The organism is Pyramidobacter sp. CG50-2 (genome assembly GCF_003612005.1).
GTDB lineage: Bacteria > Synergistota > Synergistia > Synergistales > Dethiosulfovibrionaceae > Pyramidobacter.
Genome location: NZ_RAWT01000060.1, coordinates 1 through 14,875 on the forward strand (window position 1 = coordinate 1; position 14,875 = coordinate 14,875).

At 62.7% G+C, this 14,875-nt stretch carries 13 protein-coding genes; 4 read left to right on the forward strand and 9 right to left on the reverse strand.

Annotated elements, in window-relative coordinates; genetic code table 11:
- Positions 1-193: 193 nt before the first annotated feature.
- The 8 genes from purE to purS all read right to left on the reverse strand — a co-directional run bounded on the left by purE (position 194) and on the right by purS (position 8,357).
- Positions 194-721 (reverse strand): 5-(carboxyamino)imidazole ribonucleotide mutase, encoded by a 528-nt coding sequence (gene purE, locus D7D26_RS10545; protein ID WP_120373005.1) that lies wholly within the window; start codon positions 719-721, stop codon positions 194-196.
- Positions 722-733: 12 nt separating this feature from the next.
- A complete protein-coding gene (gene purD / locus D7D26_RS10550) occupies positions 734-2,029 on the reverse strand; it encodes a phosphoribosylamine--glycine ligase (RefSeq protein ID WP_120373006.1) in 1,296 nt (431 codons plus the stop codon).
- A 3-nt stretch (positions 2,030-2,032) separates the two neighbouring features.
- On the reverse strand, positions 2,033-3,553 hold the full coding sequence (gene purH / locus D7D26_RS10555) for a bifunctional phosphoribosylaminoimidazolecarboxamide formyltransferase/IMP cyclohydrolase (RefSeq protein ID WP_078015172.1): 1,521 nt from the start codon (positions 3,551-3,553) through the stop codon (positions 2,033-2,035).
- Between the two features lie 11 nt (positions 3,554-3,564).
- A complete protein-coding gene (gene purN / locus D7D26_RS10560; protein WP_120373007.1) occupies positions 3,565-4,134 on the reverse strand; it encodes a phosphoribosylglycinamide formyltransferase in 570 nt (189 codons plus the stop codon).
- The gene (purM, locus tag D7D26_RS10565; protein WP_120373008.1) at positions 4,131-5,126 is read right to left on the reverse strand and encodes a phosphoribosylformylglycinamidine cyclo-ligase; all 996 of its coding nucleotides are present in this window, start codon (positions 5,124-5,126) and stop codon (positions 4,131-4,133) included. Before purM ends, purN begins: the two co-directional genes overlap by 4 nt.
- 149 nt (positions 5,127-5,275) lie before the next feature.
- The gene (gene purL / locus D7D26_RS10570; RefSeq protein ID WP_120373009.1) at positions 5,276-7,399 is read right to left on the reverse strand and encodes a phosphoribosylformylglycinamidine synthase subunit PurL; all 2,124 of its coding nucleotides are present in this window, start codon (positions 7,397-7,399) and stop codon (positions 5,276-5,278) included.
- Positions 7,396-8,103 carry a phosphoribosylformylglycinamidine synthase subunit PurQ gene (gene purQ, locus D7D26_RS10575; protein WP_078015169.1) on the reverse strand — a complete coding sequence of 236 codons (708 nt, stop codon included), beginning with the start codon at positions 8,101-8,103 and terminating at the stop codon, positions 7,396-7,398. The genes purL and purQ overlap by 4 nt, the downstream gene beginning before the upstream one ends.
- Complete coding sequence (gene purS / locus D7D26_RS10580; protein ID WP_078015168.1) at positions 8,100-8,357, reverse strand: phosphoribosylformylglycinamidine synthase subunit PurS; 258 nt, start codon at positions 8,355-8,357, stop codon at positions 8,100-8,102. The genes purQ and purS overlap by 4 nt, the downstream gene beginning before the upstream one ends.
- Positions 8,358-8,756: 399 nt before the next feature.
- On the opposite strand from purS, the gene lepA reads away from it, so the two are divergent.
- The 4 genes from lepA to murB are packed head-to-tail and all read left to right on the forward strand — an operon-like array spanning position 8,757 to position 14,525.
- The gene (gene lepA, locus D7D26_RS10585; RefSeq protein ID WP_120373010.1) at positions 8,757-10,577 is read left to right on the forward strand and encodes a translation elongation factor 4; all 1,821 of its coding nucleotides are present in this window, start codon (positions 8,757-8,759) and stop codon (positions 10,575-10,577) included.
- Positions 10,558-11,697 (forward strand): radical SAM family heme chaperone HemW, encoded by a 1,140-nt coding sequence (gene hemW, locus D7D26_RS10590; RefSeq protein WP_120373011.1) that lies wholly within the window; start codon positions 10,558-10,560, stop codon positions 11,695-11,697. Before lepA ends, hemW begins: the two co-directional genes overlap by 20 nt.
- A gap of 13 nt (positions 11,698-11,710) precedes the next feature.
- On the forward strand, positions 11,711-13,606 hold the full coding sequence (locus tag D7D26_RS10595; protein WP_120373012.1) for a YgiQ family radical SAM protein: 1,896 nt from the start codon (positions 11,711-11,713) through the stop codon (positions 13,604-13,606).
- Positions 13,575-14,525 (forward strand): UDP-N-acetylmuramate dehydrogenase, encoded by a 951-nt coding sequence (gene murB, locus D7D26_RS10600; RefSeq protein WP_120373013.1) that lies wholly within the window; start codon positions 13,575-13,577, stop codon positions 14,523-14,525. Before D7D26_RS10595 ends, murB begins: the two co-directional genes overlap by 32 nt.
- A gap of 80 nt (positions 14,526-14,605) precedes the next feature.
- On the opposite strand, the gene D7D26_RS10605 is transcribed toward murB, so the two are convergent.
- On the reverse strand, positions 14,606-14,875 hold a 270-nt coding region (locus D7D26_RS10605), incomplete at its 5' end, for a transposase (protein ID WP_147413033.1).

The following is a 14,875-nucleotide window of genomic DNA, read 5'->3' on the forward strand; positions in this document are numbered from 1 at the left end:
GATCAAAGAGTACGTTGACCCGTTTACGGGTAAGCCGGCACAGGAAGGCAAGTAGAGAGCCCCTTTAGGGGCAGCCTGTGAGAGTTGCGCGGCTGACAGACTTTTCGCTGAGCCTATAGGCTCAGCTGGGAAGATGCCCCAAGGGGGCTCGTGCAAACCACCGGCACGGCCGGTGGTTATGATTTTTTGAAGATCAGCGCAACGCTTCTTCGGGGGCCATGGGCAAGTCGGCGAAGACCTGGGCGTCGCGGCGCGACGAGCGCACCTTGGCCGCTTTCTCGTCGGCGTAGGACTGCAGCTTCTCAGCGACGGCGCCGTCATGGGCGGCGACGATGCGCGCCGCCAGCAGCGCGGCGTTGGCGGCGCCGTTGATGCCGACGGAGGCCACGGGCACTCCGGGCGGCATCATCGCCGTGGAGAGCAGCGCGTCCATGCCGAGCAGCGTGCCCGACTCGACGGGGACGCCGATCACTGGCAGCGTCGTCTGGGCGGCGACGGCGCCGGGAAGAGCTGCGGAAAGGCCGGCTACGGCGATGATCGCTTCCAAGCCGCGAGAGCGCGCGCTTTGAGCGTAATGCGCCGCGTCTTCGGGCGTGCGGTGAGCCGAAGCGACCGTAACCTCGAAGGGGATGCCGAGCTCGCGCAGCGTGGCGCCGATTTTCCGGGCGTGCGGGGCGTCGCTGGCGGAACCGAGAATGATGCCGATTCTGGGATGGTTCATAAACGTTCTCCTTTAAACGGAATTTTTCTCGAAAACCTGATGGCCGATGTCGTTTCGATACTGCATGCCTCGGAAACGGATTTTGCCGACGGCCTCGTAGGCGCGTCTCCGGGCCTGCTGCAGCGTATCGCCGGTCGCCGTGACGCAGAGCACGCGGCCGCCGGCCGCCATGATTTTGCCGTCCTGGGCGGACGTTCCCGCATGGAACACGGTCACGCCCGCGACGGCGCCGGCGGCGTCAAGGCCGTGGATTTCCGCCGCAGCGGATGCGGCGGCGGGGTAACCGGCGGAGGCGAGGATCACGCAGAGGGCGTTTTTCTTTTCCTTGCGCCACGGGAAGGACGCCAGCTCGCCCCGGGCGACATGCCAGCACAGATCGACCCAATCTCCCTCGAACAGGGGCAGGAGCACTTCCGTTTCGGGATCGCCGAGGCGCACGTTGTACTCCAGCACTTTGGGCGTGCCGTCCGGGGCGATCATCAGGCCGACGTACAGAACGCCGCGATAGTCGAGCTTTTCTTTCCCGAGCGCGGCGACGGACGGTTCGATGATCTCGCGGCGGACGCGGTCCATCAGCTCTTCCGTGACCCACGGCGCGGGAGCGTAGGCGCCCATGCCGCCGGTGTTGGGGCCGCGGTCGCCGTCGAGAAGGCGCTTGTGGTCCTGGCTGGTGCTGAGGAGCCGGTACGTCGTGCCGTCGGTGACGACCATCAACGACAGCTCGCGTCCTGGCAGCGCTTCTTCGATGACCAGCGTCTCGCCGGCGGCGCCGAGCTTTTTGCCGACGAGCATCTGACGCGCCGCCTCGCGCGCGCCCTCGAGCGTGGGTTCGACGAAAACGCCCTTGCCGGCGGCCAGACCGGAAGCTTTGACGATATAGGGACTGGAAAAGTTGGAAAGCGCGGTTTCCGCTTCCTCCATCGTGCGGCACACGTAAAAGTCCGCGGTGGGAATACGATGGCGCGCCATGAATTTTTTGGAGAACTCTTTGCTCGCTTCGAGCTGCGCCCCCGCGCCGGACGGGCCGAACACGGCCACGCCGCGGGCGCGCAGCGCGTCGGCGACGCCGGCGGCAAGCGGCCCTTCGGGACCGACGATGGCCAGGTCGATCTGATGATCCAGACAGAAGGCGGCCAAAGCGGCGCCGTCCGTGACGTTCAGCGCATGGCATTCCGCCTCCTGGGCGATGCCGGGATTGCCGGGGACGGCGTAGAGTCTGCCGCAGCGGGGCGAGCGGGCGCAGGCGGACACGAGCGCGTGTTCGCGCCCGCCGCTGCCGATGACGACGACGTTCAGTCTGCTGTCCATGGCTTAATGGCGGAAGGTTCGGTGCCCGCTGATGAACATGGACACGCCGAGTTCCTGGGCGCGCGCGGCGACTTCTTCGTCGCGCACCGAGCCGCCCGGCTGGATGATGGCGGCGATCCCGGCGGCGGCCGCTTTTTCGACGCCGTCGGGGAACGGGAAGAAGGCGTCGGAAGCCATCACCGCGCCTTTGGCCTTTTCGCCGGCCTGGCGCGCCGCGAAATCGACGGCGAAGACGCGGCTGCAGAAGCCCATGCCGATGCCGACGGCCTCGCCGTCTTTGACCATGGCGACGGCGTTGCTCTTCGACACGGCCGCGACTTTCCAGGCCAGCACGAGATCGTCCCAGAGATCGGGGCGGGGCGCGCCGACCCACTGTCCCTTGCTTTGATCGGGCAGAGGCGCCAGTTCGTCGTCCTGCATCAGCATCCCGCACCAGGTCGAAACCATCTGCTTGTCGAAGGCGCGTCCGCCCTTCCACGTCATGACGCGCAGATTTTTGCGCTTTTCGGTCAGGAGCTTCAGCGCCGCGTCGTCGATGGAGGGGCACAGCAGCACCTCGGTGAAATGTTTGGAAATGGCTGCGGCCGTTTCGAGATCGATGTGGCGGGTGACGCCGACGACGCCGCCGAACGCCGACAGCGAATCGCAGGCGAAGGCGCGGTCGTAGGCTTCGGCGACCGATTTCCCGACCGCCATGCCGCAGGGCGTGGTGTGCTTGATGACGACGGCGCCGACGTCGCTTTGCAGCATGGCGGTGGCGCGCATGGCCGCGTCGAGGTCGAGCAGATTGTTGTAGGAGAGTTCCTTGCCGGCCAGCTGCGTCACGGGCGAGTCGGCCAGCGGCGGAAGATAGACGCCGGCCCGCTGATGGGGATTTTCGCCGTAGCGCAGTTCCTGCGTGCGCACGAGCGGCAGCGTCACGGAATCCTCGCCGGATTTTTCGCCCAGCTCGCGGCGCAGTCCGTCGCCGATGGTCGCGTCGTAGCGGGCGGTGGCGTCGAAAGCGCGCAGCGCCAGGCGGCGGCGCGTCGCGGGCGTCACGTCGCCTTCGGCCTTGAGCTCTTCGAGAACGGGAGCGTAGTCGGCCGGATCGGTCATGACCGTCACGTAGCGGTAGTTCTTGGCGGCCGCGCGGATCAGAGCCACGCCGCCGATGTCGATGTTTTCGATCAGCGCGTCGAGGGCGGCGCCGGAGCGGGCCGTCTTTTCGAACGGATAGAGATTGACCGCCACCATGTCGATGCCGGCAATGTCATGATCTTTCATGTCCTTGACGTCGGCGGGCAGATCGCGGCGGGCCAGGATGCCGCCGAAAACGAGAGGATGAAGCGTCTTCACCCGTCCGCCGAGGATGTGGGGGAACTTTGTCAGATCGGAAACTTCGACGACGGGGACGCCCGCGTCGCGGAACATCTTCGCCGTGCCGGAGCTCGACAAAATCTCCCAGCCCAGCTCCGCGAGAGTTTGCCCGAGCTCAAGCGCCCCCGATTTGTCGGCCACCGAAATAAGCGCTCTGCGTTTCATGTACAGACCTCCTATGAAATCCGCTTGATGTAGTCTTTCAACGCCTGCCAGTAGAGCTGATGCTCCACGGCGTGGATTTTGGCCTCGAACGTCTCGATCGTGTCTCCGCTTTCGCGGGCCACTTCGCGCTGCGCCAGGATCGGACCGTGATCCATCTTGTCGTCGACGAGGTGGACCGTGACGCCGCTGACCGGTTCGCCGCTTTCCCAGAAGTCCTCGATGCCGTGCGCGCCGGGGAACTTCGGCAGCAGCGCCGGATGGATGTTGAGGATCCGTCCTTCGTGGCGGCCGACGAACTTGCCCGTCAGCAGGCGCATGAAGCCGGCCAGGACGAGCAGGTCGATCCCGCGCTCCTGCCAGAGCTTTTCGACGGCCGCCTCGCCGGCGGCGCGTCCGTCTTCATAGGGCAGCACGGCCGTGGGAATGCCGCGTTGCCGGGCAAGGCGCAGCCCCGCCGCGGAAGCGTTGTCGCTGGCCACGAAAAGCACCTGCACGTCGGCTTTTTCCGCGGCGACGTGAGCGACGATGGCCTCCATGTTCGTGCCGCGGCCGGAGATGAGAATGCCGATCTTGCAGGTCATGCTCTGACGACGCGCCCGACGCGGCGCGGTTTTTCGCCGAGCGATTCGAGGACCGCGGCGACCTCGGCCTCGTCTTCGGGCGAGACGATGAAGACGTAGCCGATGCCGAGGTTGAAGACACGGCGCATCTCCTCTTCGGAAACGCCCTTGGAGGCGATCAGATCGAAAACGGCCGGGCGCGGCCAGTCGTAGCTCAGCTTGCAGACGCAGGGAGAGGGAACGACGCGGTTGATATTGTCTTCGAGGCCGCTGCCGGTGATGTGCGCCATGGCCCTGACCTTGCCCGTCTTCGTCGCCGCGATGGCCTGGGGAACGTAGAGGCGCGTCGGCTTCATCAGCGTCTGTCCCAGCGTTTCGCCCGCGACGGGGCCTTCTTTGTCCAGACCGTGGACGATCTCCTCCGCCAGCGCCGAACGGACCAGCGTGTAGCCGTTGCTGTGGATGCCGGAACTGTGCAGGCCGATGATGACGTCCCCCTCTTTGACCTTGGAGCCGTCGATGATCTCCGATTCTCTGAGCGTGCCGACGGCGAAGCCGGCCAGATCGAAACTTTCCTTGCCGTAAACGCCGGGCATCTCCGCCGTCTCGCCGCCGAGCAGCACGCAGCCGCAATATTCGCAGGCCTCGACGACCGACGTGACCACGGCGGACATCATCTTTTCGTTCAGCGCGCCGCAGGCGATGTAATCGAGAAAGAAGAGCGGCACGGCGCCGCCGGTGACCAGATCGTTGACGTTCATGGCCACGAGGTCCTGTCCAAGGCCGTCGTAGATCCCCGAGGCGCGGGCGATCTCGACTTTTGTCCCCACGCCGTCGCAGCAGCCGGCGATCAGCCGGTCCCCGTCGAGGCGCATCAGCCCGCTGAATCCGCCAATGCCGCCGACCACCCGCGGGTCGGATTTGCGGCGTTTCATAATGCCCTTGATCGTTTCAACCCAATGGTCGCCGCCCTTGATGTCGACGCCGGCCTTTTCGTACGTCAGATTGCCCATGATCTTCTGTCCTCCAATTAGTCAAAGCCAGATATTTCGATTGCAGACGGTTCAGCCGCGTCCGTCAGCCCAAACTTCGGCACGGCGCGAAAAAACGCCGCGGTCACACGAGCCGCTGCCGATGAAAGGACGCGGCTTGCACTTGAATTTTAAAGATTTCTGAACGCCTTGTTCAGCTCCTCGACGCTGCGAAGGCATTTCCCGCCGACGGCGAGGCATGGACCGCCGACAACGCCGATCTCCTCGAGAGGCACGTCCTTCCAGCAGCGGCGGAATTCTTCGACCTTCGCGGTCGGCACGGCGTAGATCGCCGCGGTCGCTCCTTCTCCGAAAAGATCGGCGGCGCTGTAATCCTTCTCTTTCAGATCAACGCCGACGCCGCTCTCGATCGCCTCTTTGGCGACGGCGACGAGCAGTCCGCCGCCGATGATCGGGCGGGCGCTGTCTGCCGCCTGGGCTTTCGCCGTGGCCAGCGCCGCGGCGTTGAAGGCCCGCTCGCGCTCGGGCACGAAGGGAACGGGACGGCCGGCGAAGTCGCGCGCGTAATGGCGTTGATAGACGCTCGCCGCCAAAGTGCCTTCGTTCCAGCCGGCCAGGAAGAGCACGTCGCCTTCCCTCCACTGGCCGCATTTCATCACCGCCGGCGCTTCGACGATGCCGACCACGCCGAGCAGCGGCGTCGGCAGGATCGCCGTGGCGGACGTTTCGTTATAGAGGCTGACGTTGCCGGAGACGACGGGACAGTCGAGCTCGCAGCAGGCGGAAGCCATGCCCTCGACGCTGTGCGAGAGTACCCAGAAATGCTGCGGGTTTTCCGGCGACGGGAAGTTGAGGCAGTTGGTCAAACCGCCGGGAACGGCGCCGGCGACGGCCAGCGCGCGGCAGGAACGGGCCACCAGATTGGCGGTCGCCCGCTCCGGATCGAGCTCGCAGCCCCAGGGATCGGCTTCCATGCTGACGGCGCACAGCCGTCCCGAGTCGGCGACGCGGAAGACGCTGACCGGCGATCCCGGGCCGACGACGGTGTTCGTCTGCACCATCGAGTCGTACTGGACGTAAATGTCTTCCTTGCAGTGCAGATTGGAATCTCCCAACAGATCGACAAGGGCCTGTCCCGGGCAGGGCGCGTCGAATTTCAGATCCTCGTTCCAACGGGCTTCGAGATCGGGGCGCTGCTGCGGCCAGTCGATGGTGGGGCAGTCGCTGCCGATCGTCGTCGCGGGAATGTCGGCGGCCAACGCGCCCTTCCAGTAAATGCGGTAATGGTCGCCCTCTTCGGTGCGGCCGATCTCCGTGGCGTCGAGCCCCCACTTCTCGGCGATCGCGTAAATTTCGGGCATCTTCGCGTCTTCGACGATCAGCAGCATGCGCTCCTGGGACTCCGACAGGGCGATTTCCCACGGCTCCATGCCTTCCGCCCGCAACGGCACCTTGTCGAAGTCGATCGTCATGCCGACGCCGCTCTTGGCGGCCACTTCCGACGAGGAAGAAAGGATCCCGGCCGCGCCCATGTCCTGCATCGACACGAACAATCCGGCGTCGCGCATCTCCAGGCACGCTTCGGTGAGCAGCTTTTCGACGAACGGATCGCCGATCTGGATCGACGGACGGCTTTCCTTGGTGTTGTCCTTCAGTTCCGCGGAGGCGAACGCCGCGCCGGCGATGCCGTCGCGTCCCGTTTTGGAGCCGAGGATGACGACCGCCTGGCCGGGCCTGGCCGTCTGCGAGCTGACGATCTTGTCGAGACGGACCGTGCCGATGTTCATGGCGTTGACGAGCGGATTGCCCTCGTAGGTGGGATCGTAACAGGTCTTGCCGCCGATGGTGGGCACGCCGATGCAGTTGCCGTAGCCGCCGACGCCCTTGACGACGCCGTCGTGGACCGGCGACTGCTCGGAGCCGAAGAACAATCCGTCAAGCGAGGCGACCGGCCGAGCGCCCAGAGCGATGATGTCGCGGATGATGCCGCCCACGCCGGTTGCCGCGCCCTGATAGGGTGCGACCGCCGAGGGATGGTTGTGGCTCTCGACCTTGAAGGCGATGCCGATTCCTGCGCCGCCGTCGATGATGCCGGCGTTTTCCCCCGGACCGAGGACGACGTACCGCCCTTCCTTGGGCAGTTTCTTGAGCAGCGGGCGCGTGGATTTGTAGCTGCAGTGCTCCGACCACATCACGCCCATGATGCGCAGTTCGAGTTCGTTGGGCTCGCGCCCCAGCGTTTTCTTTAAAGAAAGATATTCGGACTCGCGGAGTCCTGCTTCTTTGTAATTCATCGGCGAAGGCCTCCTTCAAGCCAGCTTTTTACGGAAGTCCAGAATCCGGCGCCGTCGTTTCCGCCCAGCAGCGGATCGCTGTAGCGTTCGGGATGCGGCATCAGCCCCAGCACGTTGCCGCGATCGTTGACGATGCCGGCGATGTTGTTCAGCGCGCCGTTGGGATTGCTTTCCGGGGTGATATTGCCCCGCGCGTCGCAGTAGCGGAAGGCGACCCGTCCTTCGCCTTCCAGGCGTTTCAGGCCTTCGGCGTCGATGTAATAGCGTCCCTCGTTGTGGGCGATCGGGATCGTGAGGACCTCGTTTTTCTTGTATCGAAGCGTGAAGGGCAGATCGTCGCGCTCGACGCGGACAGTTATGGGCTTGCAGACGAAATGCATGCAGTCGTTGGCCAAAAGCGCGCCGGGGAGCAGACGGCTTTCCGTCAGCACCTGAAAGCCGTTGCAGATGCCGAGAACAAGCCCGCCTTTGGCGGCGTGTCCCTTGACCGCATTCATGATCGCCGAGTTCGCGGCCATGGCGCCGCAGCGCAGATAGTCGCCGTACGAGAAGCCTCCGGGGAGGATGACTAGGTCGGTGCGGTCCGGCAGAGACGTCTCCTTGTGCCAGACCGTGACGGCCGTCGCGCCGGCGACCGAGGCCGCCGCTTTTACGGCGTCCTGGTCGCAGTTGCTGCCGGGGAAAACGACAACGGCAGTCTTCATGCGCGGGCCGCCTCTGGTTCGATCGTGAACTCTTCGATAATATCGTTGACAAGCAGATCGTCGCACATCTTCTCAACCTGCGCGACGGCTTCGGCCTCGGAGGCGGCGTCGACGTCGAGATGGATGTACTTGCCGACGCGCAGATTTTTCAGGCAGCCGTATCCCATGCCCTTGAGAGACGCCGCGACCGTTTTGCCCTGAGTGTCGAGCACGCCTTCCTTGAGAAAAACAAGCAGACGGATTCCGTAAGTCATCAGTTCATACCTCTTTCTGGAAATTGCATTCCAAATAATTTTCTCCTTCAGGTTCAAAAAATATCCACGGACCTGAACGCAAAATCGCACTGACATTATTCTTCATCATGAAATAAAAGTCAATAAATAGAGCGCATGATTTTTGCTGAAAGAGACCCCGTTTTTTGTTCGAGGCCGTTCATAACGATAAAACGAGCCGTTGCGCGAGCCTCGAAACCTCTTCCATAAATAATAACAGAGAAAGGGCTCTTTCGCGAAAGTTTTTAACTTTTTCGAGATGGATCGGCACTCGAAAGCGTCGAATCAAAAAGACTTTGTGCCGGCCGGAAAATCGTGTATACTAGCTTGCAGATCAGAAACCGCAATTTTTGTATCACGCACGAAGGAAGGACGATTTTTGTGACAGCCGATCCTCGAAAAATACGCAACTTTTCAATTATCGCTCATATCGACCACGGCAAGTCCACGATTGCCGACCGGCTGCTGGAATCGACGGGAACGATCGCCAAAAGAAACATGAAGGAGCAGATCCTCGACAACATGGCGATCGAACGGGAGCGGGGCATCACCATCAAATCCGTCCCCGTGCGCATGGAGTATCGTGCCGCCGACGGGCAGGCGTACGTGCTGAACCTGATCGACACGCCGGGGCACGTCGATTTCGGCTACGAAGTGTCGCGCTCTCTGGCGGCCTGCGAGGGCGCGCTGCTCGTCGTGGATTCCACGCAGGGGGTGCAGGCGCAGACGCTGGCGAACGCTTACAAGGCGGTCGATCACGATCTGACGGTGCTCCCGGTTCTGAACAAAATCGATCTGCCCTCGGCGCGCCCGGAGGAAATCCGCCGCGAGATCGAGGACGTGATCGGCATCGACGCTTCGGAGGCCGTGTGCTGCAGCGCCAAGGAAGGCACCGGCATCCGGGACATTTTGGAGCAGGTCGTCGCTCGCGTTCCCGCGCCGCAGGGGAGCGAGGGCGCCCCGCTGCAGGCGCTGATCTTCGACGCCGTTTACGACAACTACCGGGGCATCGTCTGCTACGTCCGCATCGTGAACGGCGCCATGCGCCCCGGCGACACGGTGAAGATGATGGCGACGGGGGCTTCCTATGCGGTCGAAGAGGTGGGCGTCTTTTCACCGGGCTGGACGCCGGTCGACGCGCTCGGGGTGGGGGAAGTCGGATACTTTACGGCGAGCATTAAGACGCTTGACGAAGCGCGCGTCGGCGATACCGTGACGAGCGTCGCCCGGCCGGCGGAAAAGGCGCTGCCCGGTTACCAGGCGGTGAAATCGGTGGTCTATTGCGGCTTTTATCCGGTCGAGCGCGACGACTTCCCGCAGCTGCGCGACGCTTTGGAGAAACTGAAGCTGAACGACGCCTCGCTGACTTACGATCCCGAGACTTCGACGGCTCTCGGCTTCGGATTCCGCTGCGGCTTTTTGGGGCTGCTGCATATGGACATCTCGCGCGAGCGGCTCGAACGCGAGTTCGACGTCCGTCTCGTCGCCACGGCGCCCAACGTGGTGTACCGCGTCGTCAAAAAAGACGGCGAAGTCGTCGAAGCGCACCGTCCCAGCGATTTTCCTCCGGAAGGAGAGATCCAGGAAGTCCAGGAGCCGATGATCCGCCTGACGGTCTACACGCCCAAGGACTACGTGGGCAAGGTCATGCAGCTCTGCCAGGACAAACGCGGCGTCTATATCAACCTCGACTACATCACGCCCGAGCGGGCGCGGCTGGTCTACGATCTGCCGCTGGCCGAGTTCATCGTGGAATTCTACGACAAGCTGCAGTCGCTGACGCGCGGCTATGCGTCTCTCGATTACGAGCACATCGGCTTCCGCGCCTCGAATCTGGTCAAGGTGGACATGCTCATCAATCAGGAGCCGATCGACGCGTTCTCGTTCATCTGCCACGTCGACGACGCCTATCACCGCGGCCACGCTTCGGCCATGAAGCTGAAAACGCTGATCCCCAACCAGCTGTTCGAGGTGCCGATCCAGGCTTCGATCGGCAAAAAGGTGATCGTGCGCACCAACGTGCGCGCGCTGCGCAAGGACGTGCTCGCCAAGTGCTACGGCGGCGACATCTCGCGCAAGAACAAGCTGCTCGAAAAGCAGAAGAAGGGCAAGGAACGCCTGAAGCAGATCGGCAAAGTTTCCATCCCGCCGGAAGCGTTCCTTTCGTTCCTCGACGTGAACGATGAAGAGGATGGCAGATAAACGCCGCCTTTCGCTTTACGTCCACGTGCCTTTTTGCCGTTCCAAGTGCCCGTACTGCGCGTTTTACAGCTTTGCGCCGCGAAGCGGGCAGATGGAACGGTGGCTGGCGTGCGTCGCCGCGGAACTGGAAACGATACGTCGCGGGGTGTCGGAAGGAGAACGTTTTTCAACGGTCTACGTCGGCGGCGGCACGCCGTCGTATCTGCCGTCGTCTCTTTGGCGCGGACTGCTCGGCGCGCTGGGCACGATGCCGCGGGAGCCCGCCTGCGAGTTCACGGTCGAAGCCAATCCCGAGAGCGTCGACGAGGAAAAACTGACGCTCTGGAAAGATTTCGGCGTCACGCGCGTCAGCGTGGGCGTGCAGTCCCTCGACGATCGGGAACTGAAGATGCTGGCCCGTTTGCACGACAGCGCGCAGGCGCTGAGGATTCTCGAACTCTGCATGAAAAAAGGTTTTCGCGTCAGCGCCGATCTGATCTTCGGCCTGCCGCGCCAGACGCTGAGGCGCTGGCACGAAAACATGTCGAAACTCGTCGCCGAAGGCGTGACGCACCTGTCCGTCTACCAGCTCATGATCGAAGACGGCAGTTTCTGGGGGCGCCGTCGGCCGTCGGCGCTTCCCGACGGTTATCCGATGTACCGCTGGGCGCAGTATTATCTGCCGCGCCAAGGATTGAAACAATACGAGATCGCCAGTTTTGCGGTCCCGGGATTTGAAAGCCGGCACAATCAAGCCTACTGGAAGCGCAGCGACGTATATGCCGCCGGGCCCGCCGCCTGGGGCTTCCTGGGCGGCGTCCGCTTCGCCAACTGCCGCAGCTTGGAGCTCTGGGCGGAGCGGATCGAGGACGGCCAAAGCCCCGTGGAATTTCGCGAGGAACTGTCCGGCGCCGAAGAGGCCTCGGAGGCGGCGGTACTGGCGCTGCGCACGAGCGAAGGCATCCATTTCGAAGAGTTTGCCGCGCGCTATGGCGAAAGGTGGCTCGACGCGATAACGGAGCGCCTGCGTTCCCTGCCGGAGCCGGATTTTTTATGGGGCGAAGGCCGAGTGGCTCTTTCGCCGCGGGGAATGCGCGTCGGCAATTCGATCTGGGCGGAACTGATGGATTTGGAACGGTAAAGAGGCCATGGGAATGAACGATTTTTTGCCGGTCTGCCGGCGCGACATGGAGCGCCGCGGCTGGGAACAATTGGACTTCTTGTTTGTCACCGGCGACGCTTACGTGGACCACCCGACGTTTGCCAACGGACTGATCGCCCGCTGGATGGAGTACCTGGGCTATCGCATCGGCGTGATCGCCCAGCCCGACTGGCGCAGCCGCCGCGATTTCGAAGCGATGGGGGAGCCGCGGCTGGCCGTCTTCGTCTCGGCGGGCAACCTCGATTCCATGCTGAACAAGCTGACCGCCTCGCGCAACAAGCGGGGGCGCGACGCCTATTCGCCCAACGGCGAAGCCGGACATCGGCCCGACCGGGCCACGATCGTCTACTGCAACCGCGTCCGCGAGATCTGGGGGACGAAGCCGTTGATCGTCGGCGGCATCGAGGCCAGCATGCGCCGCTTCAGCCATTACGACTACTGGTCGGACAAGGTGCGTCGGCCGATGCTTGCCGACTGCAAAGCGGATCTTCTGATTTACGGTATGGGCGAACTTCAGTTGAAAGAAATCGCCGTCCGGCTCGAGGCGGGCGTGCCGGCGCGTGAAATCGACTCGGTGCCGGGCACCTGCGTGATGAAAAGATCCAAACCGGAGGGCTGCGTGGAAATCCCGTCCTACGAGGCGGTCGCGGCCGACAAGACGGCTTATGCCGAAGCGTTCCGCCTGCAAAGCCTGGAGCAGGATCCCATCCGCGGCACGGCGGTGGCGCAAAAAGTCGGCGACCGCTACATGGTGCAGAACAAGCCCATGCGCCCGCTGACGACGGCAGAGTTCGATCTGGTCAACGAGCTGCCGTTTACCCGCGAAGCCCATCCCATGTACGACGCCCGCGGCGGCATCCCCGCCATTGAAGAGGTGCGCTTCAGCATCAACAGCACGCGCGGATGCTTCGGCAGCTGCGCTTTCTGCGCGATCCACGCTCACCAGGGGCGCATCGTTCAGGCGCGGAGCGAAGCTTCGATCCTGCGGGAAGCCCGCGAGATGACGCGCCACCCGAAATTCAAAGGCTACATTCACGACGTCGGCGGCCCGACGGGGAACTTCCGCGCGCCCGCCTGCGAGGATCAGCTGCGCCGCGGCTGCTGCCGCCACCGGCAGTGCCTTTCGCCGAAGCCGTGCCCGCATCTGCGCGCGACTCATCGCGAATTCATCCGGCTGCTCGAAAAACTGAGAGCCGTTCCCGGCGTGAAAAAAGTTTTTCTCCGTTCGGGAGTGCGGTATGATTATATCCTCGCCGATCCCGAGGGGAAAAAGTTTATCGAGGCGCTGTGCCGCCATCACGTCTCCGGGCAGCTGCGCGTGGCGCCGGAGCATGCCAGCCTGCGCGTGCTGCGTTTGATGGGCAAGCCGCCCATCGAAGAGTACGTGCGCTTTAAAAAGCTCTTCGAAGAGGCGACGCGGCGCGCGGGGAAAGAACAGTACGTCTTGCCGTATCTGATTTCCAGCCACCCGGGATGTACGCTGAAGGACGCGGTCGAGCTGGCGGAATTTCTGCGCGATCAGCGTTTCACCCCGGAGCAGGTGCAGGATTTTATCCCGACGCCGGGCAGCCTCTCGACCTGCATGTTCTATACGGGGCTCGACCCGACGACGGGCGAAAAGCTGTACGTTCCCCGCGGCGGCCGCGAAAAAGCCCTGCAGCGCGCGCTGCTTCAGTATCGAAAGCCCGAAAATCGCGATCTTGTGGCGGAAGCTCTGCACAAAGCCGGCCGCGACGACCTGATCGGCTGGGACGAGCGCTGCCTGATCCGTCCGCCGAAAAGGAACCGGCAGGAATTTTCTGTGAAACGAAAAAAATTAAGCACGTCATTCGCTTCGGGAGGAGAAAAGAGGAAATATGGCCAACACACTCGCCGAAACCCTGACTGACTCGGGATTGATCTGGAGAAACGGAGTGCCGCTGCGGAACCTGTGCCACTGGAAGATCGGCGGCCCCGCGGATTATGTGATCGAACCGCGCAGCGCGGAGGAGGCCGCGGCGGCGCAGCGCATCGCCAGAGAAGCAAACGTTCCGTTTCTTGTCATCGGTCACGGTTCCAACATGCTTTTCGACGACGCCGGTTACCGCGGCGTCATCATAAAGCTGGGCAGCAGGATGAGCCGTTGCCGCTTTTCCGGCTCGAGGGTCAGGGCGGAAGCCGGGATCTGGGCGCCGATGCTGGCGCGGGCATGCGCCGGGCGCGGCCTGACGGGACTCGAACATATCGTGGGCATCCCGGGCAATCTCGGCGGACTGCTTTATATGAACGGCGGCAGCCTGAGGCAGAGCATCGGAGACGCCGTGGTCTGCGTGGACATTTTGGACGGGCAGGGGAATATCGCCGCCGTCTCTGCTGCGGAGTGTGATTTCTCCTACCGTCATTCGGTCTTTCAGGAAAAGAAGAGCATCGTTCTCGGCGTGGAATTGGAACTTCAACAAGGCACACCCGGTGAAGTGCGCCGAAAGATGCTGGACATTCTGAGGGAACGCCGGGAAAAGTTCCCATTGGACCTGCCCAACTGCGGTTCGGTGTTCAGCAACGAGCCCCGGCTTTACGAAGCGTACGGGCCGCCGGGCATGGTGATCGAGCAGACGGGGCTGAAAGGCGCTCGTATCGGCGACGCGGAGCTCAGCGTGCGCCATGCCAACTTTATCGTCAACCGCGGACGGGCGTCCTCGGCGGATGTTTTCGCGCTGATCAGACACGTCCGGCGGAAAGTCCTGGAGCGAACGGGATTTCTGCTGCACTGCGAGGTCTGTTATGCGGCTCCGGACGGCCGATGCGGGCGTCTTGACGCTTTCCTGTAGATAAAAAATATGGAAGCTCCTCATTCTCAGAAGAGCTTCCATCATTTTTAGGGCTTGTTTAAAAAACATTTCAGCTTGTATTATTTCAATAAAATAACACTGGCAGCAACAAGAACAAAAGCGAAAAACGAAGCGTCAAGTTTGTCATAGCGGGTGAAAATTCTACGGAACCATTTGATTTTCTGAAAGAAACATTCAACCAAGTGTCGTTCCTTGTAAACATGCTCATCTATAAACCACGGTTCGGGATTATCGCTCTTCGGCGGGATAGTGTAACTTCCCTCCCGAGAAGTAATGTACTCTCTGATGGCTTGCGAACCGTAAGCCTTATCGCCGATGACGTTGCTCCC

Coding starts and splice junctions, on each gene's coding strand:
- purM (WP_120373008.1), bottom strand. CDS start 5,126: ATGGGCAATCTGACGTACGAAAAGGCCGGCGTCGACATCAAGGGCGGC.
- purL (WP_120373009.1), bottom strand. CDS start 7,399: ATGAATTACAAAGAAGCAGGACTCCGCGAGTCCGAATATCTTTCTTTA.
- purE (WP_120373005.1), bottom strand. CDS start 721: ATGAACCATCCCAGAATCGGCATCATTCTCGGTTCCGCCAGCGACGCC.
- purS (WP_078015168.1), bottom strand. CDS start 8,357: ATGACTTACGGAATCCGTCTGCTTGTTTTTCTCAAGGAAGGCGTGCTC.
- purQ (WP_078015169.1), bottom strand. CDS start 8,103: ATGAAGACTGCCGTTGTCGTTTTCCCCGGCAGCAACTGCGACCAGGAC.
- purD (WP_120373006.1), bottom strand. CDS start 2,029: ATGGACAGCAGACTGAACGTCGTCGTCATCGGCAGCGGCGGGCGCGAA.
- murB (WP_120373013.1), top strand. CDS start 13,575: ATGGCCAACACACTCGCCGAAACCCTGACTGACTCGGGATTGATCTGG.
- D7D26_RS10595 (WP_120373012.1), top strand. CDS start 11,711: ATGAACGATTTTTTGCCGGTCTGCCGGCGCGACATGGAGCGCCGCGGC.
- purH (WP_078015172.1), bottom strand. CDS start 3,553: ATGAAACGCAGAGCGCTTATTTCGGTGGCCGACAAATCGGGGGCGCTT.
- hemW (WP_120373011.1), top strand. CDS start 10,558: ATGAAGAGGATGGCAGATAAACGCCGCCTTTCGCTTTACGTCCACGTG.
- purN (WP_120373007.1), bottom strand. CDS start 4,134: ATGACCTGCAAGATCGGCATTCTCATCTCCGGCCGCGGCACGAACATG.